General features: G+C 53.9%; 27 protein-coding genes, 1 tRNA gene and 1 pseudogene. 22 read left to right on the top strand and 7 right to left on the bottom strand.

What is annotated here, in order from left to right:
- Window positions 1–46 precede the first annotated feature (46 nt).
- The 5 genes from dapA (at window position 47) to trmD (ending at window position 4,663) form a co-directional block, all read left to right on the top strand.
- The gene (gene dapA, locus MLD66_RS13590; protein WP_247219167.1) at window positions 47–940 is read left to right on the top strand and encodes a 4-hydroxy-tetrahydrodipicolinate synthase; all 894 of its coding nucleotides are present in this window, start codon (window positions 47–49) and stop codon (window positions 938–940) included.
- A gap of 65 nt (window positions 941–1,005) precedes the next feature.
- Window positions 1,006–2,775, top strand: coding sequence for a ribonuclease J (locus tag MLD66_RS13585; protein ID WP_247218760.1), 1,770 nt, complete (start codon window positions 1,006–1,008; stop codon window positions 2,773–2,775).
- Window positions 2,776–2,778: 3 nt separating this feature from the next.
- Entirely contained in the window at window positions 2,779–3,597 is an 819-nt protein-coding gene (locus MLD66_RS13580; protein WP_247218758.1) for an FAD-binding domain-containing protein, read from the top strand.
- Window positions 3,551–3,982, top strand: a complete 432-nt coding sequence (locus MLD66_RS13575) for a hypothetical protein (protein ID WP_247218756.1) — start codon at window positions 3,551–3,553, stop codon at window positions 3,980–3,982. Before MLD66_RS13580 ends, MLD66_RS13575 begins: the two co-directional genes overlap by 47 nt.
- Window positions 3,983–3,997: 15 nt before the next feature.
- A complete protein-coding gene (trmD, locus tag MLD66_RS13570; protein WP_247218753.1) occupies window positions 3,998–4,663 on the top strand; it encodes a tRNA (guanosine(37)-N1)-methyltransferase TrmD in 666 nt (221 codons plus the stop codon).
- Window positions 4,664–4,790: 127 nt separating this feature from the next.
- Here the strand turns inward: trmD and MLD66_RS13565 are convergent, their stop codons facing one another.
- Window positions 4,791–6,854, bottom strand: coding sequence for a phospholipase D-like domain-containing protein (locus MLD66_RS13565; RefSeq protein ID WP_247218752.1), 2,064 nt, complete (start codon window positions 6,852–6,854; stop codon window positions 4,791–4,793).
- A 46-nt stretch (window positions 6,855–6,900) separates the two neighbouring features.
- A complete protein-coding gene (locus MLD66_RS13560) occupies window positions 6,901–7,440 on the bottom strand; it encodes a hypothetical protein (RefSeq protein WP_247218750.1) in 540 nt (179 codons plus the stop codon).
- A 299-nt stretch (window positions 7,441–7,739) separates the two neighbouring features.
- On the opposite strand from MLD66_RS13560, the gene MLD66_RS13555 reads away from it, so the two are divergent.
- Window positions 7,740–7,813, top strand: a tRNA-Arg gene (locus MLD66_RS13555).
- A gap of 73 nt (window positions 7,814–7,886) precedes the next feature.
- Here MLD66_RS13555 and MLD66_RS13550 read toward each other — a convergent pair.
- From MLD66_RS13550 to MLD66_RS13530, 5 genes are read right to left on the bottom strand one after another with little or no spacing between them, the layout of a single operon-like run.
- Window positions 7,887–8,768, bottom strand: a complete 882-nt coding sequence (locus tag MLD66_RS13550) for a Sll0314/Alr1548 family TPR repeat-containing protein (RefSeq protein ID WP_247218748.1) — start codon at window positions 8,766–8,768, stop codon at window positions 7,887–7,889.
- Window positions 8,769–8,796: 28 nt separating this feature from the next.
- Window positions 8,797–9,162, bottom strand: coding sequence for a hypothetical protein (locus tag MLD66_RS13545; RefSeq protein ID WP_247218746.1), 366 nt, complete (start codon window positions 9,160–9,162; stop codon window positions 8,797–8,799).
- 20 nt (window positions 9,163–9,182) lie between these two features.
- Window positions 9,183–9,848 (bottom strand): 16S rRNA (guanine(527)-N(7))-methyltransferase RsmG, encoded by a 666-nt coding sequence (gene rsmG / locus MLD66_RS13540; RefSeq protein ID WP_247218744.1) that lies wholly within the window; start codon window positions 9,846–9,848, stop codon window positions 9,183–9,185.
- Between the two features lie 8 nt (window positions 9,849–9,856).
- Entirely contained in the window at window positions 9,857–10,534 is a 678-nt protein-coding gene (locus tag MLD66_RS13535; protein WP_247218742.1) for an ABC transporter ATP-binding protein, read from the bottom strand.
- Between the two features lie 2 nt (window positions 10,535–10,536).
- A complete protein-coding gene (locus tag MLD66_RS13530; protein ID WP_247218740.1) occupies window positions 10,537–11,004 on the bottom strand; it encodes an NAD(P)H-quinone oxidoreductase subunit N in 468 nt (155 codons plus the stop codon).
- A gap of 89 nt (window positions 11,005–11,093) precedes the next feature.
- On the opposite strand from MLD66_RS13530, the gene MLD66_RS13525 reads away from it, so the two are divergent.
- The 16 genes and pseudogenes from MLD66_RS13525 to MLD66_RS13445 form a co-directional block, all read left to right on the top strand.
- Window positions 11,094–11,477 (top strand): hypothetical protein, encoded by a 384-nt coding sequence (locus tag MLD66_RS13525; protein WP_247218738.1) that lies wholly within the window; start codon window positions 11,094–11,096, stop codon window positions 11,475–11,477.
- A gap of 190 nt (window positions 11,478–11,667) precedes the next feature.
- Entirely contained in the window at window positions 11,668–12,252 is a 585-nt protein-coding gene (locus tag MLD66_RS14590; protein WP_281438482.1) for a type IV pilin-like G/H family protein, read from the top strand.
- Between the two features lie 6 nt (window positions 12,253–12,258).
- Window positions 12,259–12,753 (top strand): STAS domain-containing protein, encoded by a 495-nt coding sequence (locus MLD66_RS13510; protein ID WP_247218736.1) that lies wholly within the window; start codon window positions 12,259–12,261, stop codon window positions 12,751–12,753.
- 41 nt (window positions 12,754–12,794) lie between these two features.
- Window positions 12,795–13,136 (top strand): cation:proton antiporter subunit C, encoded by a 342-nt coding sequence (locus MLD66_RS13505; RefSeq protein WP_247219159.1) that lies wholly within the window; start codon window positions 12,795–12,797, stop codon window positions 13,134–13,136.
- Window positions 13,133–14,566 carry a cation:proton antiporter gene (locus MLD66_RS13500; protein ID WP_247218734.1) on the top strand — a complete coding sequence of 478 codons (1,434 nt, stop codon included), beginning with the start codon at window positions 13,133–13,135 and terminating at the stop codon, window positions 14,564–14,566. The genes MLD66_RS13505 and MLD66_RS13500 overlap by 4 nt, the downstream gene beginning before the upstream one ends.
- Window positions 14,560–14,964: a Na+/H+ antiporter subunit E gene (locus MLD66_RS13495; RefSeq protein WP_247218732.1), complete on the top strand. Its 405-nt coding sequence runs from the start codon at window positions 14,560–14,562 to the stop codon at window positions 14,962–14,964. Before MLD66_RS13500 ends, MLD66_RS13495 begins: the two co-directional genes overlap by 7 nt.
- The gene (locus MLD66_RS13490) at window positions 14,964–15,224 is read left to right on the top strand and encodes a hypothetical protein (protein ID WP_247218723.1); all 261 of its coding nucleotides are present in this window, start codon (window positions 14,964–14,966) and stop codon (window positions 15,222–15,224) included. Before MLD66_RS13495 ends, MLD66_RS13490 begins: the two co-directional genes overlap by 1 nt.
- Before the next feature lie 3 nt (window positions 15,225–15,227).
- The gene (locus MLD66_RS13485; RefSeq protein WP_247218721.1) at window positions 15,228–15,509 is read left to right on the top strand and encodes a monovalent cation/H(+) antiporter subunit G; all 282 of its coding nucleotides are present in this window, start codon (window positions 15,228–15,230) and stop codon (window positions 15,507–15,509) included.
- Window positions 15,460–16,035, top strand: a complete 576-nt coding sequence (locus MLD66_RS13480; RefSeq protein ID WP_247218720.1) for a DUF4040 domain-containing protein — start codon at window positions 15,460–15,462, stop codon at window positions 16,033–16,035. Before MLD66_RS13485 ends, MLD66_RS13480 begins: the two co-directional genes overlap by 50 nt.
- Window positions 16,035–16,697 carry a Na(+)/H(+) antiporter subunit B gene (locus MLD66_RS13475; RefSeq protein WP_247218718.1) on the top strand — a complete coding sequence of 221 codons (663 nt, stop codon included), beginning with the start codon at window positions 16,035–16,037 and terminating at the stop codon, window positions 16,695–16,697. The genes MLD66_RS13480 and MLD66_RS13475 overlap by 1 nt, the downstream gene beginning before the upstream one ends.
- Window positions 16,698–16,749: 52 nt before the next feature.
- Window positions 16,750–17,511 carry a DUF1350 family protein gene (locus MLD66_RS13470; RefSeq protein WP_247218716.1) on the top strand — a complete coding sequence of 254 codons (762 nt, stop codon included), beginning with the start codon at window positions 16,750–16,752 and terminating at the stop codon, window positions 17,509–17,511.
- Window positions 17,511–18,962, top strand: a complete 1,452-nt coding sequence (locus tag MLD66_RS13465; protein WP_247218715.1) for a hypothetical protein — start codon at window positions 17,511–17,513, stop codon at window positions 18,960–18,962. Before MLD66_RS13470 ends, MLD66_RS13465 begins: the two co-directional genes overlap by 1 nt.
- Before the next feature lie 52 nt (window positions 18,963–19,014).
- A complete protein-coding gene (dcm, locus tag MLD66_RS13460; protein ID WP_339397012.1) occupies window positions 19,015–20,145 on the top strand; it encodes a DNA (cytosine-5-)-methyltransferase in 1,131 nt (376 codons plus the stop codon).
- A gap of 277 nt (window positions 20,146–20,422) precedes the next feature.
- Entirely contained in the window at window positions 20,423–23,152 is a 2,730-nt protein-coding gene (locus tag MLD66_RS13455) for an HAD-IC family P-type ATPase (RefSeq protein WP_247218711.1), read from the top strand.
- A 226-nt stretch (window positions 23,153–23,378) separates the two neighbouring features.
- The gene (locus MLD66_RS13450) at window positions 23,379–24,989 is read left to right on the top strand and encodes a hypothetical protein (RefSeq protein ID WP_247218709.1); all 1,611 of its coding nucleotides are present in this window, start codon (window positions 23,379–23,381) and stop codon (window positions 24,987–24,989) included.
- Window positions 24,990–25,177: 188 nt separating this feature from the next.
- Window positions 25,178–25,447: pseudogene (locus MLD66_RS13445) on the top strand (tyrosine-type recombinase/integrase); the annotation flags it as partial.
- Window positions 25,448–25,495: the final 48 nt, after the last annotated feature.

The following is a 25,495-nucleotide window of genomic DNA, read 5'->3' as shown; positions in this document are numbered from 1 at the left end:
ATGGGTAGCGAATGGCGTGGTGAGTGAACAGGGAAATCGGGCTGGGATGCCCCGCTTCGGACGAGTGCTGACGGCGATGGTCACTCCCTTTGCCCCGGATGGACAGGTGGATTATGCATTGGCGGAACGGCTGGCGGTGCATCTGGTGGCGCACGGGAGCGATGGGCTGGTGGTAGCGGGAACGACGGGTGAATCCCCGACCCTCACTTGGGAGGAGGAGTACGAGCTATTCCGGGTGGTGAAAACAGCGGTGGGGGAACGGGCGCAGGTCTTGGCGGGCACGGGGGCGAATAGTACCCGGGAAGCGGTGGTAGCAACGGTGAAAGCGGCAGAATTGGGGCTGGATGGCAGTTTGCAGGTGGTGCCCTACTACAACAAACCCCCCCAGGCGGGTCTGCTGGCGCACTTTCGCACGATTGCCCAGGCGGTGCCGGATTTTCCCCTGATGCTGTACAACATTCCCGGGCGTACAGGGGTGAATCTCCTGCCGGAAACCGTGGCGGCATTGGCGGACAAAGAGGCGAATATCATTGCCATCAAAGAAGCCAGCGGCAATCTGGAACAGGTGGCGCAATTGCGGCGGTTGGTGCCCCCGGAACGATTGGCGATTTACTCCGGGGATGACAGCCTGACCCTGCCCCTGTTGGCGATGGGGGCGGTGGGGGTGGTGAGTGTCGCCAGCCATCTGGTGGGGGTGGAAATCCAAACTATGGTGCAGGCATTTTTCCAGGGGCAACCAGAACGGGCGCAGGCACTGTACAATAGAATATATCCACTCTTCAAAGCCCTGTTTGCGACCACCAACCCGATTCCGGTGAAACGAGCCTTAGAATTGATGGGTTGGTCGGTAGGTGCCCCTCGTTTACCCTTGGTGGGGGCTGACCCGGCGGTGGATCAGATTTTACGCCCCGTGATGCAGGAGTTGCATCTGTTGGCTTAAAAGTTTCCCTCTTGACCAGAGGTGAATCGTGCTCGTTTGTGCTGTTGTTTTATCTAAAGGAGCCTATGACCAAAGCCCATGCCCAGACCAATGCCGCCCTGAAGATCATTCCTTTGGGGGGTCTGCACGAAATTGGCAAAAACACCTGCGTGTTTGAAATCAACGATGAAATCCTCCTGCTGGATGCGGGGTTGGCGTTTCCCACGGAAGCCATGCACGGGGTGCAGGTGGTACTGCCGGATTTGACCTACCTGCGGGAAAATCGCCACAAAATCAAGGGGATGATCATCACCCACGGACATGAGGACCACATCGGCGGCATTCCCTTCCATCTGCAACAGCTTGACATTCCCATCATGTACGGTCCCCGCCTGGCGATTGCCCTCCTGCAAGCCAAATTGGAGGAAGCGGGGGTAGCGAATCGCACCCAACTCCACCCCGTTGGTCCCCGGGATTTTGTGCGGATTGGCAGTTCCTTTTTGGTGGAATTTATCCGCAATACCCACTCCATCGCCGATAGCTTTACGGTGGCATTACACACGCCGGTGGGGGTGGTCATCCACACTGGGGATTTCAAGATGGATCACACCCCGATTGATGGGGAGCGGTTTGACCTGCAACGCCTCGCCGAACATGGGGAAAAGGGGGTGCTGTGTTTGATGAGCGATTCCACCAATGCGGAGTTGGCTGGGTTTACCCCCTCCGAGCGGGCGGTGATTCCGGGGTTAGACCGGGCGTTTACGGAAGCCCCGGGGCGGTTGCTGATCACCACCTTTGCCTCCTCGGTGCATCGGGTGAATATCATTTTGCAGTTGGCGCAAAAACACAAACGCAAGGTGTCGGTGTTGGGGCGTTCGATGCTGAATGTGATTGCCCATGCCCGCACCCTGGGGTATATCCAATGTCCTGATGATTTACTGCAACCCATGCACGTGATCCGGCATTTACCCGATGACCAAGTGGTGATTTTGACCACGGGTTCCCAGGGGGAGCCGCTGTCGGCGTTGACCCGGATTGCCAACCGGGAGCACAAGGAGATTCAAATTCGCCCCACGGATACGGTGGTCTTTTCCGCCAACCCGATTCCGGGCAATACGATTGCGGTGGTGAATACGATTGACAAGCTGATGGCGCAGGGGGCGAAGGTCATCTACGGCAAGGAGCGGGGGATTCACGTGTCCGGGCACGGGAGCCAGGAGGATCAAAAGCTGATGTTGGCGTTGACCAAGCCGAAGTTTTTTGTGCCGATTCACGGGGAACACCGGATGCTGGTCAAACACAGCGAAACGGCGCAAGCCCTGGGGGTACCGGCGGAAAACATCGTGATCGTGGACAACGGCGATGTGATCGAACTCACCCCCGACCGGATTCAGGTGGTGGGTCGGGTCAAGGCAGGGATTGAACTGGTGGACACCTCCGGGGACGGGGTGGTGGACGGGAAGGTGCTGAAGGAGCGGCAACGCCTCGCCGACGAAGGGGTGGTGACGGTGGCGGCTACCCTGGATGGGCAAGGGCAACTGGTGGCGATCCCAGAAGTCCATGTGCGGGGGGTGGTGACGGCGGTGGAGTTGGGCGTACTGCGTCGTCTGGTGCAGGATACCCTGGCGCAAACCGTGCGGGAACGCTGGTCGGAGTTTGCCGTGAATGGCACGGATGTGGACTGGACAGGTCTGCGGGAGGCGATGGAAGCCGCCTTGCAACGGTTGATCCGCCGGGAACTCAAAAGTCATCCCCTGTTGATTTTCCTCCTGCAAACCACGGTATCAACCGCCAGTCCGAGTGAGGAAGTCAACCGCCGCACCCGCAAACGCCGGAGTGAAGTCGCCACGGTCTAACCCATGCAGCGGGAATTTGCCAGCCGGGAAGACCTGATTGCCTATGTGACCCAGGTTTTTCCGGGGGCAAAGGGGGCGGTGAGTGAAACGGTGGGGGGCAGACGGGCGGCTCTGTACAAGCTAGCGCAACTGCAACCCCATTCCTACGGCGACACCCGCAACTATCTGGATGGGGCGGTCACCCGCTTATCGCCCTATATCCGGCATGGGGTACTCACTTTGGCGGAGGTGCGGGACTATCTGCAATCCCAGGGCTACCCCTGGTCGGTGGTGGAACCGTTCCTGCGGCAACTGGCTTGGCGGGACTATTGGCAGAAATTGTACGAACAATGGGGGGAGGGCATTTGGCAGGATCGGGAACCCTACAAAACCGGTTTTACCGCCGCTGACTACGGGGAGGAACTGCCGGAAGAGATTATCAACGGGACAACGGGTTTACCTTGTATGGACAGTTTTAGCCAGGAATTGCAGACCACCGGCTACCTGCATAACCATGTCCGGTTGTGGTTGGCGGCTTATATCATTCACTGGCGCAGGGTCAAATGGCAAACCGGGGCGGCGTGGTTTTTGATGCACCTGTTGGATGGGGATCCGGCGAGTAATAATTTATCCTGGCAATGGGTGGCGAGTACCTTTAGCGTCAAACCCTACTATTTCAATCAGGAAAATTTAGCCCGTTATACCCAGAAAAAATGGTGTATGTCCTGCCCACATCTTGCGAAAACCTGCCCCTTTTGGGGGAGTTACGAACAATTGCACAAACGCCTGTTTCCCCATGCCGAATTGCCCCAGTCCCACTCTCGTTTGGGTACACGGCGATAGCCTCAGCCCGACGAATCCGGCGTTGTTAGCTTACCCCGATGCCCCGGCGGTGTGGGTGTGGGACGAGGAGTTATTGAACCAATGGCAAATCAGCCGCAAACGCATTGTCTTTATCTATGAATGTCTATTAGAATTGCCCGTAGAAATTCACCGGGGGAATGTGATGGAGAAATTAACCCAATTGATGCAAGAATATGGTGCCCAAAAATTAGTCACTACCCAAAGTCCCAGCCCTCGGTTTCAGCACATTTGTCAGGAATTATCCCGGCAATTTACCTTGGAAATTCTTGCAATACCACCGCTGATTCCACCCCAAAAATATCTGGACTTAAAACGATTTTCCCGCTATTGGAAGGTTGCCGAAAAGCACATTTATCCGCACTAGCTTTGGTGAATCCTGATGCGCTTTGATGTGGTGACTTTGTTCCCAGAATTTTTCACCAGTCCCCTCGCTCAGGGTTTGGTTGGTAAAGCCTTGGCGAAGGGAATTGCCACCGTGGTTTATACGAACCCCCGGAATTTTACCACAGACAAACACCAGCGGGTGGACGATGAACCTTATGGGGGTGGGGTGGGCATGGTACTCAAACCGGAACCTATTTTTGCCGCCGTGGAATCCTTGCCCCGTCTGGAACCCAGGGAAATTATCCTACTTACGCCCCAGGGGGAACGCCTCACCCAATCTCACTTCCGAAACTGGGCAAACTATCAGCAATTGGTGTTAATTTGTGGTGCTTATGAAGGTTTTGATGAGCGAATTCGTTATTTAGCCGACCGAGAAATTTCCCTGGGGGATTTTGTGTTAACCAGTGGCGAAATTCCCGCTTTAACGATTATTAATGGGGTACTGCGTTTATTACCTGGAACCGTTGGTAAATCCGCCTCTTTAATTTCGGAAAGTTTCAGTGAACCCCTACTTGAATATCCTCAATACACCCGTCCGGCGGAGTTTCGGGGTTGGTCAGTGCCAGAGGTGCTTCGTTCCGGGAATCACCAGGCGATTGCCGAGTGGCGTTTAGCCCAACAGCGGGAACGTACCCAAAACCGTCGTCCAGATTTGGGGTGAAGGCGAGAGGGCTTTGAGTTTTTCTCATATATAGCAATCCTACTTGATTAGTGAACAGAGATTTCCCAGAACCACAGACGGGGGCGGTGCCCCTGCGACCCATTTTTAGAAGTGCCCTTCTGCCACCTTATGACCAGTTAATTGCATCCAAATCGGCGGCACGTTGAAACCGTTTCCGCAAATCCTGAATCAGGTGGGGGTCATTGGTTTTTAAGCTCACTTCCCGGCTGGTGCCACTGCCCCCCAGGAGCGCATGACTGCCCACCAGGGCGAATTGGTCGTCGCTGACCAGGTAATGCTCGTGGGTGCCGATGATTTTGAGGCGCAGGTGGTCGGGAAATTCCTGTTCCAGTTGTTCCAAATCCCCCAGGGCGTTGTATTTCCAGGAGAATCGCCCCGGTCCTTCCCGCCATTGGTTGCGTTTGTTGCGGCAAAGTTCCTGGGTTTTGATGTCCTGGGCATCCCCCCAACCGATGGAGACCCGCACCCCTTGGGCGAGTAACTGCCGCAGGGCTTGCAAAAAGGGGCGGTCAATGACTTGTTGGCTCAGCCAGGGGGAAACGATGATTAATTCTTGAGTGGTTTGGGTCAGCGCCTGGTGCAGGACTTCCCGCCCCCCAAACCGGTCGGTCACCAGTTCATAGCGATAGTTGGGGAGTTTTTCCAATTGCTGATTGATGGTTTTAGCCCAGTCCTGAATGGCGGCGGCGACTTGGTCAGGAATCTGCTGGAGTTGGGCTTGGGTGGTCTGCCACTGCTGTTCCATTTGGCTTTGGCGGCTGGCAAGGGTCTGGGTGGATTCCCGTAGGTCGCCGTGGCTGTGGTCAATCTGGCTGACCAGTTGCGCCATCTCCGTGAGTTGCTGTTGCAGGTGGGGCAGGTCTTTTAACCCGCTGAGTTGGGCTTGGGTGCGGCTGAGTTCCTGTTTGACCTGTTGGAGTTGTTGGGTGTGCCCCTGGCTGAGGGCTTCCATCTGCTGGCTGAGTTGGGTCAGGGTCTGGCGGACTTGGGTGAGGGCGGCGGGTTCGGGGGCATTTTGTAATTCGGTGAGGTCGCTTTGGAGGGTGCCGAGGGTGCTGGCGAGGGGCGCAAGCTGGTTTTGTTGTTGGATTTGTTGCTGGTGCAGTCGCTCTACGGCGGTTACCAGGGGCAAAAGGGCGGCGCGGCTGACCTGACTGCGGGTTTGTTGGTGGAGTTGATTCACCCGCTCGTGCAATGCCTGGATCGCCTGGGTTTGTTGCTCCAATTGGCTCAACCGGGATTCCCAGGAGGCAACCTGGGCTTGCTGGGCGTGGAGTTGCTGGAGTTCTTCCCTGACTTTTTGGGTCAACCGTTGCTGTTGTTGGTGTTGGCTGACCACCTGCGCCAAATCCTGTTGCAGTTTTTGGATCAGGGGAGCCAGTTTGGTTTGGCTGTGGAGTTCCCGCTCCAACCGTCCCACCGCTTCTCGTACCTGGAGGCTGGCGGCGACATCCTGCCCCAACCGTTCGACGGCGGACTGGAGGCGTTGGGTGGCGGTTTCAAGGGTGGCAATTTGGGTTTTGAGGGCTTGGGGGGCGGTGATCTGTTCGCTGAGGTACTGCAATTGGGCGGATAGGGGTTGCACATCCACCACCGGGGTTTGCCGGAGTTGCTGCACCTGGGTTTGCAGTTGGGCGGCTTGGCGTTGCAGTTGCTCCAATCCTTTTTCCATCTGGGCGACCTGCTCTGCCCTGGGAAATTCCCCCAAATTTTGACTTAGTTCCCCCAGCCCAGTGCGGAGGCTAACGTACTGCTCTTGGAGTTGGGCGAGTTGGGTTTGCAGGGGTTGCAGATTCAAGCCTTCTACGGTTTCCAGCCGTTGATCCATTTCCTGGTGGAGGTTGCCCAACGCCTGTTGCAATTCCTGTAATGATTGTTCCAGGGGGGTGAGGTTCACCGGTTCGGGCAGGAGGAGCACATCCTGGAGGCGGCGGCGCAAAAACTTGATGTCGGTGCTGTAGCGTTGGTTGAGGCTTTCCAGGGCGGTCAGGAGCAATTGTTGCTGGCTGGCTTCCAACTGGTTGCGGTGGATCAGATTTACCAACAGCGCCAAGGACATGGGTAGGGCGGCAAGCACCACCTGCTGGGAGACGGCGGCGACCACAGTTCCCACCAGGGACACCAGCACCAGTCCATATTCCGTTATTTCTAACCAAGTGCGGCGGGTCACGGGTTGACCATTCCTCAAGTGGGTTTGCCCTGATTCCTAATGTAGTTCAATTTGCCGGAGGAGGGGTGGGATTTTCTATCACTTGAAAGGAATCGAAAAATTGTGCCAAATCTGCCTCTTGCTCCTGGGGCACGATGGCGTACAGTCCATAAACTCGCTGACCGACAAAATAAAACCGCACCTTGGCGACACCACCGCCGGTCAAGCGTTCTGGGGGGATGGTCACGGTCATTTCCCGCCCCGGATGGCGATTGAGGGTGACTTGGCGTTCTTGGGTCACCTGCCCCTGTACCCGTTGTTGCGCCTGGGCTTTGAGTTGCTCCCACACCAGGGGGGAATTGGCTAAGCGAGCCACCGGCTGGTCATACTGGCTAAATACCACCGCATAGGAACCCTTGGGGCGGTTCACTCCCCAGGCTTGGGTTACCACCTCCCCCACGCCGGTTTCCAGGGTGCGTTGTTCCTGCTGGGGCGTACCGGGAAAATTCACCTGAAACCCATCTCCCTCTAGGGTTTGCCAACGAGTGCCCAGTTGACAACCACTGACCACCAGCCCTGCGCCGATACCCCACCACCAGGATTTCATAGATGTACCAGTACAATGGAATGACTTGATTGTAACAGCGATTAACTACAGCAATCCTAAATGAGAATCGGGGTCGCAGGGCATCGCCCCGTTTTGGTTCTCAGGAATTTTTATATGCCTACAGCACGCAAGCTAACCTTCATCAGGTGCGATTGCCATACACTTAAAAAATCTGGGGTCGCAGGGCACCGCCCCGTTTTGGTTCTCAGGAAATTTCAGAGAATTTATTTTCACATGGATCATCTCGAATTGCTATGTGGCTGGATGTGGGCACTGGGGGTTAGAATCAGGAATTGTTTGGGGCTGTAGCTCAGCAGGATAGAGCGGTCGCCTCCTAAGTGACAGGCCGCCGGTTCAATTCCGGCCAGTCCCGTACCCCATCCCCAGGTTAAATAAAAATGCGATTTCCCGGAACGCAGTTTGATTCGTTTTGATGGGATGTGGTTTTACTTTTCACTACCAGTAGCCATCACCCGCCGCTGTGCCCGTTCCCGTTCCCGCCGGATTTGCCGCACCAACGCTGGGGGTAATTGGGCTTCCATCGCCAGGGATTGGTCAAACCATTTCACCCCTTCGATGTAGTTTTGTTGCCCTACTAAAATTTGCGCCTTGAGGTAATGCAATTCCGGGTGGTTGGGGGCGGCTTCCAGGGCTTTGTCCACTGCCGCTAGAGCTTCGGGAAACTGTTTCAAATCCCGATAGGCTAAGGCTAAACCCCGATGCACCAAGTAGGGCGGGGCACCGGAATTTTGCAGGCGATTCACCGCATCTCCCACATTGCTAAAGGGGATGTTGACCGCCAGGAGTAAATCTGCAAATCCCCGAATTAAATTCAACTCCGGGTCGTTGGGATTGACCAAAGCCGCCTTATCAAAGGACTCCAACGCCACCCGCACCTTGTCCAATAGTTGGGGCACCACGGGCAGTAAATTTTTGCGGTTTTCCGTAGCAATCACCCCCCCTTCCAAAAAATGCGCCACCCCCACATACAAATGCCCCCGCAGTGGGTCAGTAGCCTGCAGGGCTTCAGCGGTTTTCATGGTCTGGGCGGCAAACTGCCCCATCGTGGTCAAATCCCCGTCTAAGTACGCCATCGAGGCGGCTAGGGCATACACCAGCGGTTCTGTGGGGTTTTTGGTTAATAATTCCGTCAGGGTATTGCGGGCTTGGGGGTAGTTGCCATAGATAAATACCTGCTCAAACACCTGTTCGGTCTGGCTGTCAATCGGTCGGGGTGGTTTCCGCCGAAACGGGTCGCCCGCCTGGGCAGGCACTGTTGTCAACCACAGGGTCAACGCCGCTAAGATGGCTAACCCGGTTTTTTTCATGCCTACCCCCTTGTCCGGTTAATTGGTACTAAATCCGTTCGTTACTGAGAATGGTGGTTTTGAAGGTGCCTTTGTCCACCCGCACCACTGTCCGAATGGAATAACGACCGGCGGCGGTTTCCTCGGGCGAGCCACCCCGGAAGGTGAAAATCCAGGCATCCCCCACATCTTCATAGCGGGCTTCCCCCAGGGTGCCGACGGTTTGGTGCATGGCGGGTTCCGTGCGATAGACGTTGATGCCCCCATTGGCTCGTTCTCCGGCAAAACGGGCTTGGTTTTGGGCCCGCTTCAGGTTGGCAATGCTTTCAAAACGGTTCGCCTGGGCAAGGGTCGGCAGGGTCGGGACAGCGACCGCCACCAGAAAAACGGCTAGGGCAAACGCACGCATATTCACCTCCGGCAAGATTACTCCCATTATGAATCAGCCGTCGCCGGGAAGTTCCCCAGGAAGTGGAGATAATGGCGTACCCCTTCGGTGAGCGGGGTGGTTTGGGCATCCATTTGCGTTAATTTGAGCCGGTATTTTTGGGGGTTCAATGCCTCGGTTTGCGCCGGTGTCCAATGCCCTTGGTACAGCACCAAATGCCCGCCGGGTTTGAGAAAGGGGGTGCCATAACTCAACGCTTCGGGGGCAGGTGCCACCGCCCGTAGGAGGACTAAATCATAGTTTTGGTGATGGGGCGCAGTCAAACCCAGTACCTCCGCCCGCCCAGTTAAAGTTGTCACATTATCTAAGCGCAAATCCGCAATCACCTGGGCTGAAAAACGGATTTTTTTCTGGCGAGCATCTAATAAAGTTACTTGCCAATGGGGGTGCAAAATTCCCACCACTAAACCCGGAAACCCCGCCCCCGTGCCCACATCAATCACCCGCCAGGGTTCATTATTTCCTAAATAGGGGCGAATCCCTTGGGCACTGTCCCAGAGATGTTTTTCCCAAAAGTCCGCCGGGGTGGTAATGCGGGTGAGGTTCATCTGCTCATTGCCCCGTAAAATGGCGGTGTAAAGAGCCTGCCAGCGGGGGTCTGGGTGGGATTCCGTCCCGGGCCAAGGGTCAAGCGGACTGGGTAGGGGCTTCATTTCTCATTTCAAGCGGTCTGGGCATCCAGATGGTGCTGGTGAATGTACTGCTGTAGTTGCGCCCCCGTGCCCTGCTGGGTAATGCGTCCTTCGGCTAAAAGTACCGCTTGGTCGCAATAGACCAATTCCTCCAGGCGATGGGTGACCCACAGGGCGGTAATGCCCGTTGTCCGCACCAAATGCTGTACCTGTTGCGCCAGTTCCAACTGCTGTTCCGGGTCCAAAAAGGCGGTGGGTTCATCCAACAGCAAAATCGGTACCCGCCGGGCCAAACACCCCGCAATCGCCAACCGTTGCTTTTGACCGCCACTGAGGGCATAGACCGGTCGCTGGTGCAATTCCCACAACCCCACCAACCGCAGGGCTTGCTCCACCCGTTCGGGCCAGAGGTGCGGGGGTACGTCCGCCAACCCAAACGCCACATCCGCCCCCACGCTGGGCATGATCACCTGATGGTCGGGATTTTGCATGACCAATCCCACCGCCCCCGCCAAGCGAATCCGCCCCTGGGTAGGCGTGATCAACCCCGCCAACAGTTTCAACAGGGTGGATTTACCACTGCCATTGGCCCCCAAGAGCATCCAAAACGCCCCCTGGGGTACCCGCAAATTGCAGGACACCAAGGCCGGTCGTGCCTCCGACCAACCGAACCCCACCTCTTCCAAAACAATGGCGGAATCAACCACCCTCAAGCGAGAAATTGGGAGAGGGACTGCCAGCGAAATTCCCGGTCACTCGCCACCTCGACCACCACCTTACAGCGGGGGTTCAAAGACGGCACCAAACTCAGATAGCGCAATTCCTGCCGGGATAACACCTTACCTTCGATTAACCAGAGGACTAAACCCTTCGCCTGGGGGGGCAAAGCGGCCAGGGCATTATCCAATAAAGGCGGGAAATAATACACATCCCCCACCGCCGCCGTTTGGGCCAGGGCTTTTCCCAAATGCGCCGGCCGCACCCCATGAAACCGGGTCAAAAAGGCTTCCAAATCCCCCATCCCCCGGGCCGTCATGTGGAGGGTGCGATAGCCTGCCCCCTTGAGCCGCCGCTGATACCGTCCCTCATGCCCCCCTTCCGGCGGCACCCAAACCGCCAACGCCCCTTGGGTGGCTAAATCCTGTTCAAACGCATTCCCAATTACCAAAAGTCCCATAGCGATACCTGGACGGGCAACTGCTTAAAACTGTAACAGAGTTTTTCCCCCATCAGGGTAAAGTAACCTTAGGAATGGGACATGAGGCGATGAACGTGACCAATTTTCGGGAAGCCTGCCAAACCTGGGGAACGGGAACCCGCCCCATTTTGGAACTCGGCAGTTTGATCCACACCGGCGAGGATGCCCGGGCGTTGATGCGGGTGATCAGTGCCCTGTGGTACCAGGGGTTAGAGATGGATGATTCCACCGTGACCCGGATGGCCTTTATCTACGACCTGCTCAGCCATTGGGAATCCTGGAGCAAACATCAGGCGCAGGAATGTGAACAGGTGGTGCGGGGTCTGCATCTGCAACTGGGACAAATGCGGATGGAGAGCAATGCCCACATCCCCTGCTCGCAGGAAACCCTGGATTTACTCATTCAGGTGCTGGGCAGTGGCATCAGTGCCCACATTGACGATATGAACTGAGTGGATTTTCTCTCCCCTCGCCCGTCCTGGGAGAGGGGCTGGGGGTGAGGGCAAAGAGGCGGCGGGGGTAAAGCACCACTGATAAGAAAAAATAATCAATTTCCCTGATCGATCCGCTGAATGCCCTGGGTAACTTAGCGATGGGGTAAATAAACCCCAATTCATCCATTACTTTCTTAGGAGTACATCCATGGCCGCTAACTTGAAGGTAAAACTGCTCCAGCACTTGGCGAAGAAAAACGACAGCAAAGGTTTCACCCTGGTGGAACTGCTGGTGGTGGTCGTGATCATCGGTATCCTGGCCGCGATTGCCCTGCCCTCCTTCCTGGCTCAGACCGCCAAGGCCAAACAGTCCGAAGCTCGTAGTACCTTAGGTTCTTGGGCTAAGGCACAAAAGGCCTTCCGCACAGACAACAATGCCTTTTCTACTGATTGGGCATCTCTTAGTCTAGGCTTGGAGACTCAAACCAAGAATTACGACTATGAACAAACCGGTGGTGGGGCTGCTCTCAATGTCGATGGCTTCGGTACGAGCCGTAGCCAAGATTTGAAGGGCTATGCTGCCCGGGTAGTTGTTGTGACCAATAAAATCATCACTATCGAAACTGCCAATGGTGACATAACCGAGGTTGCTGTGGATATGCCGGATGGTCTCTGCGAAGCTATCTATCCGGGAACCGACAAGTTAGATGCTCCTGATGTGAGTTTGACCGAAGATGGTGATGTCCAAGTAGTTTGTGCCGAGGGTAGCGTTAACTTCCGGACTGGTACATAGTTCTGATTGTGCACTTTTGAACGGTTGTCAGCCTTGCAATCCCAGGAGGTCAAAACGATTACTGATGCGGATGATGCGATTGATTTGAGTGATGAAGAAAAAAAATTACTCAATCAAGCCAATGGGCAAGTGTTGCTGTTTTATCTGAGTGGACCGATGATTTTTGGGGTGGCGAAAGCGATTGCCCGGGAACACAGCGCTATGGGAAATGTCGGGGCAATTATTTTGGATTTAACCGATGTGCCCATGTTGGGGGTGACGGCTTGTTTGGCGATTGAAAATATGGTTTTAGAAGCCTTAGAACAGGGGCGGGTGGTGTATATTGTGGGGGCGGCGGGAAGTACCCACAATCGCCTGCAAAAATTCGGGGTGTTAGACCGTTTACCCCTGGATCATTTGGTGAGTGAACGCCGTTTGGCACTGGCGAAAGCCTTGGTGGAGTTGAATATACCCGTATCCCATTCCTTGGTGGGAAGTGGGGAGAAAGTTCTCCATTCCTAGGGGTATTTATTTTTGCATTGATTTCTGGATTTGAGGGGGTCATAATGGTTTTAGAAATCTGTGTATTTGCTACGGTCTTGGTGGGTTTTTTAGGCTTACTATACAAACGGAATCTGATTATGAAAGTAATTGCCATGGATGTGATGAGTACGGGGGTGATTGCCTATTATGTGTTGTCGGCGGCACGCAAAGGGGTGTTCACGCCGATTTTGATCCCGCAACGGCAGGTGGATTATGCTGACCCGGTGCCCCAGGCGGTGATTTTAACGGCGATTGTGATTGGCTTATCCATTCAGGCGTTGATGTTGGTGGGGGTGATGAAGTTGTCCCGTTCCTATCCCACGTTGGATGTTCGTGATATTGAGTTAAAAAATTCCCGATGAATACCCTAACCATTGTGTGGCTCGCCAGTGCTTTTTGCCTGGGATTTATCATCTATTTATTGCCCCAATTAACCCGGTCTTTGGCTTTGGTGCAGGGCTTTTTTTCCTTGGGGTATGGCTTGACTTTGGCGGTGCGATTGGAACCGGTGCGCTTGCGTTTGCTGGATAGTTTTGGGGTGGGTTTATTTTTGGATGACTTGACCAGTTTTTTTATTATTACCAATGCCCTGGTCACGATTGCGGTGATATTTACCCTTTGGGAGAGTGATAAAACCCCGTTTTTTTTCGCCCAAGTTTTGATGGTGCATGGCAGTGTGAATGTGGCGTTTGCCAGCACGGATTGGATCAGTTTATATGTGGCGTTGGAAGTATTGGGCATTGCGGCGTTTTTGCTGGTCACTTACCCAGGCAATGAGCGGGTGATTTGGGTGGGGTTGCGGTATTTGTTGGTGAGTAATGTGGCGATGTTGTTTTATTTGGTGGGGGCGGTGTTGGTGTATGAATCGCACCATTCGTTTGATTTTGTGGGGTTGGGGGAGGCACCCCCGGAGGCGGCGGCGTTGCTGTTGCTGGGGTTGCTGGTCAAGGGGGGGGTGTTTCCGTTGGGGTTGTGGTTGCCCATGACCCATGCTACGGCGGAGGCACCGGTGTCGGCTCTGCTGTCGGGGGTGGTGGTGAAGGCGGCGGTGTTAGCCCTGATCCGCTGTGCGTTGCTGGTGCCGCAGGTGGAGCCGGTGGTGCGGTTGCTGGGGGTGGGCACGGCATTGCTGGGGGTGGGGTGTGGGATGTTTGAGCGGGATGTGAAGCGGGTGCTGGCGTGGAGTACCACGTCCCAGGTGGGGTTTATTTTGGCGGCGCCGGAGGTGGGGGGGTTTTATGCCCTGGCGCATGGGTTGGTGAAGGGGGCGTTGTTTCTCCTGGCGGGGCAGTTACCAAGCCGGAATCTGGGGGTGTTGCAACAGCAGGGGATTCCCCGCACCTTGGGCATCCCTTGGGCGTTGGCGTGTTTTTCCATCTCCGGGTTTCCTCTGTTGGCGGGGTTTGGGGCAAAGGTGCTGACGATGAAGAATCTTTTGCCTTGGCAGGTGTGGGGGATGACGGGGGCGGCGGTGGGGACGGCGACGATCTATGCGGGGGCGTTGTTTCTGGCTTGGCAACCGCTGACTGTGCCATTAACGCCGGGGTTTTGGGGGGCGATGGGGGTGTTGTTGGGGGGCTTGTTGGTGGCGAATGGGGTGTATTACGAGGCGTTTACCTGGGAGAATATCCTGAAACCTTTGGTGATCATCGCCTGCGGATGGGGGTTATATTGGGGGGTAGTGCGGCGGGTGCAGGTGGCTTTGCCCCGGGGCTGGGAACAGGTGGAGCAGATATTGGGGTTGATGAGCGTGGGTTTGGTGGTGCTGTTTGGGTTGGTGTGGGTATGGTAGGGACGATTCTCCTGCGATTGATTCTGTGGCTCCTGCTGACAGCGAATTTTACGGGGGTAAATCTGCTGGTGGGCTTGCTGGTGGCGGTGCTCCTGCCGGGGGGGATGCGGGTGCGGCGGAGTTGGACAGAGTTGGGGCGGGGGTTGGGGCAGATGCTACGGGCGATTCCCCAGGCTTATCGGGAAGCGGTGGAAATGATGGTTACCCCCCATACCCAGGAGAAAATTCAGGTACACCCAGTGGCTCCCAACCGCACCCCGGGGTTGATTTTTTTGGATACATTTTTAATTACCTTTACGCCGAAAACGATTGTGTTGAATTATCAAGAACCGGAGGGGTATGTGGTGCATCATTTATACCCGCCAACGGACAATCATTCCGGGGGGCAAAAATCCTGATGTTAACGGTGGTTTTGTGGGGGATGATCGGGGCGTTTTTAATCCCGATTTATCAGATGACCCGGCGGGGGGATATTTGGGAAACCATGTTGGCACTTTCCAGTGTGGCAACCAAGTCGTCGCTGATTATGTTGCTGGTGGCGGTAATGCGGGATGACTGGATGATGGGGTTGGTGGGGGTGATTACCCTGGCGGTGGGGAATGCGGGGTTTATGTTGTTGGCGCATTTACTGCGGCGCATGGGGCAGACAGGGAGGTAGGCTGTGGAGATTGCCAGCGGGGTATGTTTCGGGGTCGGGCTGATTCTCTGGTGGTGGGGCACGCCCATCCTGCTGACCCGCCGTTCGATTTTATTTAAGTTGCACTATCTATCGGTGGCGGATACCCTAGGTTCCCTGGCGTTGATGGTGGGTTTAGTGATCCGCCGTCCGCAGGAATGGTCGTTGTGGTTGTTGGCGGTGCTGTCCCTGGTGATGTGGAATACGGTGCTGGGGTATGTGTTGGCTTATTGCGCCCACCCACCGGAGCGAAAGCGTGACGAGTGAGATGCTGGTACTGACGGCGTTATTACCCCTATCGGCGGGCTTGCTGGTTCTGCAAACCAATCCCTACCGGGCGTTGGTGGTGCGGGGGATTTTGGGGTCGGTGGCGGCACTTGTCTATGCCCTGTTGGGAGCCGCCGATGTGGCGTTGACGGAAGCCCTGGTGGGGACGCTGCTGGCGGTGATTCTCTATGCGGTGGCGGTGCGGTCGTCTCTGGTGGTGCGTTTGGGGGTGCTGACGGCGGACTTGGAACGGCGGGGTCAGGAGTTGCAAACCCTGATGACCGAACTGCGGCGGGTGTTGGGGCAACAGCACCTTTTGGTGGAATGGGTCACCTATGCGGAACCGTCAGCCTTGGAGCAGGGGTTGGCACAGCAGGAGGTTCACGCCATGTGTACCTGCTCGGAACCGATGGGGATTCACACGACCACCCCCATCCTGCGTTTATACGAAATACTGCAAAGGGAATGGACAATTCCCATGACGGTTGATTACCAACCGCTGGTTACGGCAACGGGGGGGCACTGATGGCGAAGTGGGTGTATGTGCTGGCGGTGTTGGCGTTTGGGGTAAAGATGGTGGTAGTGCCCCATCCCATCTCCGAATCTCCCCTGGCGGTGGTGGCGGCGGTGGTGCAGGATAGCGGCATTCCCAATACGGTGTCGGCGATCATTCTCCGCAATCGGCTGTACGATACGGTGTGTGAAGTCGTTGTCTTTACGATTGCCATCATGGGGGTGCAGAAGCTGATGGCGAATGAACGACCTTTGCGCCGGATTTACCAACTCACGGATGCGCCCTCGGTGGTGCTGGCACAGTTGGGGGCGACGATTGCTGCTATGGTGGGGGTGGAATTGGCACTGCGGGGGCATCTCTCGCCGGGGGGTGGGTTTGCCGCTGGGGTAGCGGGGGGGACAGCTATTGGGTTGATTGCCATGACCTCTTCGCCGGAGTTATTACAACGGATTTACCAACGCTGGCATATCCCCACCTGGGAAAAGGTGGTGGTCTTGGTGTTCATTGTCCTGGCGGTATTAACTTTGACGGGGTGGGAGCTGCCCCAGGGGGAGGTGGGGGCTTTGGTGAGTGGGGGGATGATTCCGGTGTTGAATGTGCTGGTGGCGGTGAAGGTGACGTTGGGTTCCTGGGGAATGGTGCTGGTGTTTATCCGGTATCGGGGCTTGCTGTAAGCCAGCTTTGGGGGTTTGCAATTACACTGGGAGAGGGGCTGGAGGTGAACGCATGGATTGGCTGTGGCAGGATTTGGGGGAATCGCAGGTGTTGCTCCCGCCGGAACCTCAAGGAATTATTCACTTTTTGGGGGGGGCGTTTGTGGGGGCACTGCCCCAGTGGAGTTATCGTTGGTTGCTGGAGCGGTTGGCGGCACATGGGTACATTATTATTACCAAATCGGTGATTCCTGACCTGGATCATCGGGGTTTGGCGGCGAAAGCCTACGGGGAGTTTAACGATGTGGTGCAGGTGTTAAAACTGCCTACGGATTTGCCGGTGTATGGGGTGGGGCACAGTTTGGGCTGTAAATTGCATTTACTCATCGGCGGGCTGTTCCCGGTGGAGCGGGCGGGGCAGATATTCATTAGTTACAACAATTTTGGGTTGCAGGGGGCGTTGCCCTGGCTGGAGGCGTTGCGCCATGTGCCGGTGTTGGATCAACTGCCGCTGGAGTTTAGCCCGTCGCCGAAGGAAACCTTGGATTTTATCCGCAGGCGGTATCGGGTGCCCCGGAATGTGTTGATTCGGTTTGCCGATGACACGTTGGATGAAACGCCCCAATTGACAGAGGTTCTGCGGGAGAAGTTTCCCGATGGCTTGCGGTTGCATTATTTAACCGGGAATCACCTGACGCCCTTGGGGTTGGAGGTGAATTGGGGGCAAAAAGGGGCATTTAGTCCCTTGGATGCGCTGGGGCAGTGGTGCAAGGAGTGGCTGTACCAGGATTTGTTGACCCTGGAGCGGGTGATGGTGGGGAGTTTGCGCCAGTGATGGGCTGGGGAATAGGGTTCATCTTTCTGACGGCGGCGGCGCTGATGGTGGCACGGGTGTTACCGGCTCTGCTGGCTTTGCCGTTGATGGCGACGGGGATGGGGGTGCTTCTGGTGGGGGCGGGGCAACTCACTTGGCAGGATGTGTTTTTGGGGATTTGGGCGGATGGGGCGGTGCGGTTGGCGGAACCGATGGTGATTGCCATGCTAGGGGGGATGCTGAGCAGTTGGTTGCAAAAAACCGGGGTTGCCCAAAATCTGGTGCGGGGGGGGGCGGAACTGGCGGGGGATCGCCCTTGGTTGCTCTCGGTGCTGGTGTTGGGGCTGGTGGCACTGCTGTTTTCGGCAGTGGGGGGCTTGGGGGCGGTGATCATGGTGGGGACGGTGGTTCTGCCGATTTTACATTCCCTGGGCTTGCGGGAATACATCAGTGCGGGGGTGCTGTTGTTTGGGATCAGTTTGGGGGGACTGCTCAATCCGGGGAATTGGGCGGTGTACAAGACGGTGTTGGGGTTGAGTGACACAGAAGTGAGTCGCTATGCCCTGGGGGTGTTTGGGGTGATGGCGGTGGGGGCAGTGACCTTTGTGGGGGTGGAATTGGCACGCACCCGGATGTTGGTCTGGTCGGGTTGGCGGTGGGAACCGGTGGGTTGGCTGGGGCTGGTGGGTGTGCCCTGGGTGTTGCGCCCTTGGGTGACGGTTCCGGGCTGGCGGTGGGGAGTGGTGTGGGGTTTGGGCTGTGTGACCCTGTGGGGGCTGGGGCAAGGGTTGCGCCGCTGGGGACAACCGCCCCGTCTGGCTTGGTATGCCTATCTCACGCCAGTAGTGCCCTTAATCCTGATCCTGGGGTTGGGGGTGCCGTTTATTCCGGCGTTTCTGCTGGGGTTAGCCTACGGGTTTGCCGTGACCCTGCGCCGGGGGGGGATTAACCTGTTGACAGGAGCCATATTGGAAGGTGCTGCCAGCGTGGTAGCCGCCCTTGTCCTCATGATGGGGATTGGCATGACCCTGAGTGCGGTGCTGGGGCCGACCAAAACGGGAGCCGGAGCCGTTTGGTACACGACCCACCCGGATGCGGTCTGGCCGGTGTTGGCCGCCATTCAGCCCCTGCTTGCACCCCTGATTCCCACCTCGCCCTGGGAGTATGTGGTGGGGTTTGCCCTGCTGGCTCCCCTGGCACTGTACCGGGGGCCGTTGAATGTGTGGGGGTTGGGCTACGGCATGGGTGGGGTAATGCTGAGTGCCGGACTGCCGGGGGGGGCAGTGATGGGGGTACTGATGTCCCTAGGGGTAATTCAGGGGGTGTGCGACCCCACCAATACCCACAATGTTTGGCTGGCTAACGAAGTGAAAACCGATGTGAATGTTTTATTAATCAAAACCCTGCCCTACGCCTGGGGAATTGCAGTGGTGGGATTAATCATAGCGACTCAACGGTATTTGGGGGGGTAGCTGAATTTCTGGTAAACTCTGGCTAGTAATTGTTAATCATTTGCCAACTCCCATGAGAGTTTTTCAATTAGGAGAAATGTTTTGCGGGCCAGGGGGTATGGGGCTAGGAGTGAAACTGGCCAATATGGAATGGGAAGCAAAAGGATGGCAAGTCCAACACGCATGGGCGATTGATTATGATGCGGATAGTTGTGCAACTTATCGCCATAGTCTTTGTCCTGAAGAAGAGCATAAGGTTATTTGTGCAGATGTTCGTAATTTTGATATTACCATCTTACCTAAAATCAACGCATTCGCCTTTGGTTTTCCCTGCAATGACTTTAGTTTAGTGGGAGAGAAACAAGGTATTTATGGAAAATTCGGTCCACTCTATCAGTATGGGATTCATGTTCTTAATCAGTTTGAACCTGATTGGTTTATCGCTGAAAATGTGGGGGGACTTCGGAGTGCAAATCAAGGACAAACATTTTTGAAAATTTTAGCAGAACTTCAGGGTGCCGGTTCAGGTTATGAGTTAACCACTCACCTGTATAATTTTGCTGATTATGGGGTACCGCAGATACGCCAGCGCATTATTATTGTCGGTATTAAAAAATGTCTAAATCTCAAATTTTTAGTCCCTGCACCAACCCATCTCAATCAACATATTACTGCTCGCCAAGCCCTAGAAACTCCCCCCATTTTACCCGGTGTTGCCAATCAAGAAATTACCAGGCAATCTGCATCGGTTGTGGCTCGTCTGAAACATATTCTTCCTGGCGAAAATGCTTGGACGGCTAACATTCCTCCAGAATTGCGCTTGAATGTTAAAGGAGCAACGATGAGTCAAATCTACAAACGCTTAGACCCAGATAAACCAGCCTACACGATCACAGGGAGTGGGGGTGGGGGTACTCATGTTTATCATTGGGAAGAACATCGAGCTTTAACCAATCGTGAACGGGCACGATTACAAACATTTCCCGATGATTTTACGTTCTATGGTTCTAAGGAAAGTGTGCGGCGACAGATCGGCATGGCTGTACCTCCCCTTGCCGCTAAAGTCATTATTGATGCCATACTCAAAACCTTTGCAGGCATAGATTATCCCACAATCACCCCTAAGTGGCAGATGGCGCAATCATCTGTCACGGATTATAAACAGTTGCGTTTGTTGGAGCAAACAGGATGTTACCTCACCTAAAATCTCAGAGTGGATTACTCATCATTTCAGAAAATAAGTCCTGAATCAACACTAAAATTTTAGGAGTAAATTTCTTGTCATGGCGTGATTATTTTAATTCAGAGGTGCCCTCATATATGATTCACAACTATTGAGAATGCCCCTAACTTCGTGATAATTGCTAACGCAGGAATGGGGCTTATGGTGAGGTTACTCAGAGCCGCTTTGTACGTGCAAAAATCAATGAATAAAGGTGTCTGGAAGTTATAATAATCCAGTTCTATTACCGTATTTGAGTATGGTATCTTCTGCGAGTGAGCATCTATCCGCAGGGCAGTGGCACCAGATGTCTATTGCCGATGTTGCCGCCTCTTTGGGGACAGATTTAGCAATGGGGCTAGGGAGGGCAGAAGTCGCTCAACGTCGGGAGCGTTATGGCTGGAATGAACTACAGGGGCAAGCGGGAAAAAGTCCTATCGTGCGCTTTCTAATGGAATTTAACCAACCTTTGATTTATATTTTGCTCGTGGCTGGTACGGTGACCTTACTGTTACGGGATTGGGTGGATGCGGGGGTAATTTTTGGCGTTACATTGATTAATGCCGTGATTGGCTTTATCCAAGAATCAAAAGCAGAAAATGCCATCGCCGCTCTTGCCAAATCGGTCACCACCGAGGCGACCGTTATACGGAACGGTGAAAAAATACGGCTCAATTCCCGTGAACTGGTTCCCGGCGATTTGGTATTGCTCGTTTCTGGCGATAAGGTGCCTGCGGATGTGCGGTTGATGGCGGTGCGGGACTTGCAGGTGAGTGAAGCCGCCTTGACTGGAGAATCGGTTCCCGTCGAGAAATCCAGTGAGCCACTCCCCTTGGCAACCAACCTAGCGGATCGCCGCAATATGGCTTATGCGGGCAGTTTGGTGACCTTTGGACAAGCCCGAGGCATTGTGGTGGCGATTGGCAACCAGACGGAAACGGGGCGCATTTCCCGGCTGATGGCGCAAAGTAGCGGACTGGAAACCCCACTCACCCGCAAGATGAAACGGTTTAGCCAGACGCTTTTGTACATGATTTTGGGCTTGGCGGCGTTGACCTTTGCGGTGGTGCTGGGTGAGGGAGGTCGGTGGTCGGAAGCGTTTAAGGCAGCTGTTGCCCTGGCGGTGAGTGGGATTCCCGAAGGACTGCCAGCTGTGATGACAGTAACCCTGGCGATTGGGGTCAGTCGGATGGCACAACGACACGCCATTATCCGCAAATTGCCTGCGGTCGAAACCCTGGGGAGTACCACTGTCATTTGTTCTGACAAAACCGGCACCCTGACGGAAAATCAGATGACCGTCCAGGCGGTCTATGCCGGGGGCATGGCGTACACGGTGAGTGGTGTGGGTTACCATGCCGAAGGCGCTATTTGCTGGAATGAACAGGCTGTGGACATCGGTCACAACCTGGCTTTGCGGGAGTGTTTGCGGTGCGGTTTGTTGTGCAATGATTCCCATCTCCAGATGCAGGGGGGGCAACTTGCCGTCGTCGGCGATCCCACGGAAGCCGCATTAATTGTCTCAGCCCAAAAAGCGGGGCTTAGCCGCCCCGATCTGGAATCAACTTACCCCCGCCTGGATACCCTCCCCTTTGAATCCCAGTTTCAGTACATGGCAACCTTGCACCGGCACCAGGAACGCTCTGATTACCAGGTGATTTACGTCAAAGGGGCGATGGAAGCCCTGGTGTCCCGATGCGATTATCAACTCACGGCGGATGGTCAAATCATCCCTTGCGACCCCAAGCAAATTGAGCAGATCACCCACGACCTGGCTGCCCAGGGCTTACGGGTACTGGCGTTTGCCAAAAAAGAGATACCTGGGGCACAGCGGGAGATGGATCACATTGATCACGGGGATATTGCCAATTTGACCTGGATCGGATTGCAGGGGATGATCGACCCCCCCAGAGCCGAAGCCATCCTGGCGGTGCGAGCCTGTCAATCGGCGGGCATCCGGGTCAAGATGATTACGGGGGACCATGCCCTGACCGCTGGAGCCATCGCCCGGCAATTGGGACTGATGCAACCGGAAACCCCATCCGTATGCACCGGGCAACAACTGGCAACCATGAATGATCGGGACCTCGCCAATGCCGTGACCGCCAGTGCCGTGTTTGCACGGGTTGCCCCTGAACAAAAACTGCGTTTAGTGGAAGCCTTGCAAGCCCAAGGGGAAATTGTCGCCATGACAGGGGATGGGGTGAACGATGCCCCAGCCTTAAAGCAGGCAGATATTGGTATTGCGATGGGAATTACGGGCACAGAAGTTGCGAAAGAAGCGGCGGATATGGTGTTGACCGATGATAACTTTGCATCCATTGTTGCCGCCGTCGAAGAAGGACGCACGGTTTATCGCAACCTCCTCAAAACCATTGGCTTTATCTTACCTGTGAATGGTGGCGAAGCCATGACCATTTTGGTAGGCATCCTTGTTGCTACTACCTTGCCGATTTTGCCTGTACAAATTCTCTGGGTCAATATGGTGAGTTCTGTGGCGCTCAGTGCGACCCTTGCCTTTGAGCCAAAATCACAGGGCACGATGGCGCGAGGACCTATTCCTCCCAATCAACCCCTCCTCACGGGTAAATTATTGTGGCGTATCCTGACCATTTCCATCTGCAATCTAATCGTGGTTTTTGGTATGTTTGAATGGACTTTACAAACCACAGGCAATATCACTTTGGCTCGCACCATGTCCGTTCACACCCTGGTTGCGGCTGAAACTTTTTACTTGTTAAGCATGAGTCAATTGATACCATCCCTATTTGCTTATTTAAGAGATCGCACTCACCCGGTTGCTTATATTCCGGCAATTGGGGTAGTTTGCGTTTGTATTTTTCAAATATTCTTTAGTCAGGTGACCGCCATCAACCCCCTATTTAACACCCAGCCAATGGATGTAACCCAAGCCTTCATGTGCATTGTTGCGGGAATGCCAGTTATGATTCCTGCCTACTTACTCAATCGGTTTGCACCTTGGATATAAGCGATTAAAACCTTGGTTTTATAGAGTTTTTGTCTGTTCATCGAATAAAATTGCCATATAGCAATCCTACTTGATTTGCATTAGCTTGCGTGCCGTAGGCATACAAAAATTTTTCAGAACCAAGGACGGGGGCGGTGCCCCTGCGACCCCATGTTCCATTCTCATTTAGGATTACTATGGTATAAGATTACGGGTAACCTAAAGGAACGAGGACTGGGAACTGATTATGACTTCTGAAGAAGTGGCACAAGTTACCGCTACCAGCCAATCTTTTCCCGATGAGGAGAATATTGCTCAGGAAAAATACCGACTTTACCAAATTCTTGCCCAGCAACCGGAGGACTACGCAACCCGTCAATTATTGCGGCAAATTGCTCAAAACAATGGCTCTATTTTTTTGCAGGATAAACAAAAATTTCTCGTAGCTTTGGAAAAAGAATATCAAGCCATCTATAAAGATGTTATTACGATGGCATCGCTTGGCTGGCGATATTGTCTGGGAATAGATTCGGCATTTATTGACCCTTCATTACAAGCGATTTTGCCGAAAAAACAACTGGACATTAATCAGGAAATTATTTTACCAAAAGCCCCTCACACCGCTTCCCAATACCTAGAACAAATTCTGAGTATCACTGATATTCAAACCCGGTGGCACTATGTGAATGAGCTAGTCATGGCTCAAAATAATCAACTTTTACTCGATGATTTTGCTGATATGAGCGACCTGGAATTATCCAATTCCCTCAAACAAACCCTGAGTGGGGGTAAACTGAACATTCTGATCCTTGGGGCGGGTTGCGTTGGGTTGGCTTTAGCGAATACCTTGAAAACTTCCTTAGGTGAATTAGTCAATATTTTGGTGATTGAAAATCGCATTCAAGCAAAACATATTAAAAAGCCCTACACCCGCAATTGGTTGACCAATCTATCTAATCCCATTTATGAAGACTTTTTTGACCCTAGAGTGGTCACGATTCTCCGTGAATTTGGCAATGGGGATTATATGGGGGTGCCTCTCAATATTTTGGAGACCTTACTTTTTCTTGCCAATCGAGCGCAGGGAGTCCGATTTTATTTTACAAATAGCTATAAACTATCGCTGATCAACGGGACTGAAACCGATATGGTCATTGATGCCACGGGCGGAAAGTTGAATTTTATTACCTCAAATGACCAAGATAATGCTTCTTTCGCCGTCAATTTATCCGCCTGTCGTGAATTTGGTCGGAAGTATAGCGGCTTTGCCATTACTAACTTTGATGATATGCCGAATATGCGTTTGATATTTGACCAAAAAGGGTCTTTTTTTTACCCCAGTTTTGAAGAAAAACAATTAAAATCTGCCATGTTTAAGCTCACCAATGTACCCTTAGAGCTTTACGATCAGCTTCTGGCTCACGTGCAAAAGGATAATCGTGATGGCTTGATTTATGTTTGGCCTGGTAAACTTCGCAGGGAACTCAATAGCCTTTTGATTTTAATTAATCTTTCCTCCGCCGATTATCACCAACTGGGTCGTTTTCTTACCCAAAAAACTGACTTACACTCGTTTATGATGGCGCATGGGAGGGATTTGCACCTGGATCAGCGGATTTTAGATTTTTTTGAACAAATCCGAGAGCGTGATACTCAAAAAGCATCGTATATTGAGCCACCCTTTCTCTATGAACCCTACATCCGCATACTCCCGGAGAAACTACCACGGATTTTTGGCTGTCCGGTTTTCCGCCTTGGTGATAGCGTGTTCAATGGACATCCCAAGGTGGGGAATGGTTTGGGATCGCATTTGAATATCGTTGGCAAATTTCATGACGCTATCCTGGCATTAAGTTAATTAAATTGAACTGCTTTGGAAGGCACTAAAGATGCACTGAAAATTTGGATAAAGGGCATCTCTAAAAATTTAGAATGCGATGCTATAGCTAGGTAGGTTAAGGTTGTCGCCTTAAGATTCTGAGAAACCAATGTGGGGCTACGCCCAGCGACCTATATCATGTCAACCTTTGTATGCTTAGCTATATCAACCCCCAAACGGGCACGATTCATCGTCACCACATTTTAGAAGACTCCGTACAGAAAGCCATGAAACGAGCGATACAAAGGGCAGGAATATCTAAAAATGGGAGTTGCCATACCCTTCGCCATAGTTTTGCCACCCATCTCCTTGAGGAGGGTTATGACATCCGAACGGTGCAAGAATTGTTGGGGCATAAGGATGTGAAAACCACCATGATTTATACCCATGTCTTGCAGAAGGGGGCGAGAGCGATCAAAAGCCCCTTGGATACATAAAAAAATCCCCCACCCACAGGCAGGGGATTGGGTTTTTACTAGGGATTT

Source organism: Synechococcus sp. C9, assembly GCF_022984075.1.
Lineage (GTDB): Bacteria > Cyanobacteriota > Cyanobacteriia > Gloeomargaritales > Gloeomargaritaceae > Gloeomargarita.
This window is presented reverse-complemented; position numbering and strand designations above follow the sequence as displayed.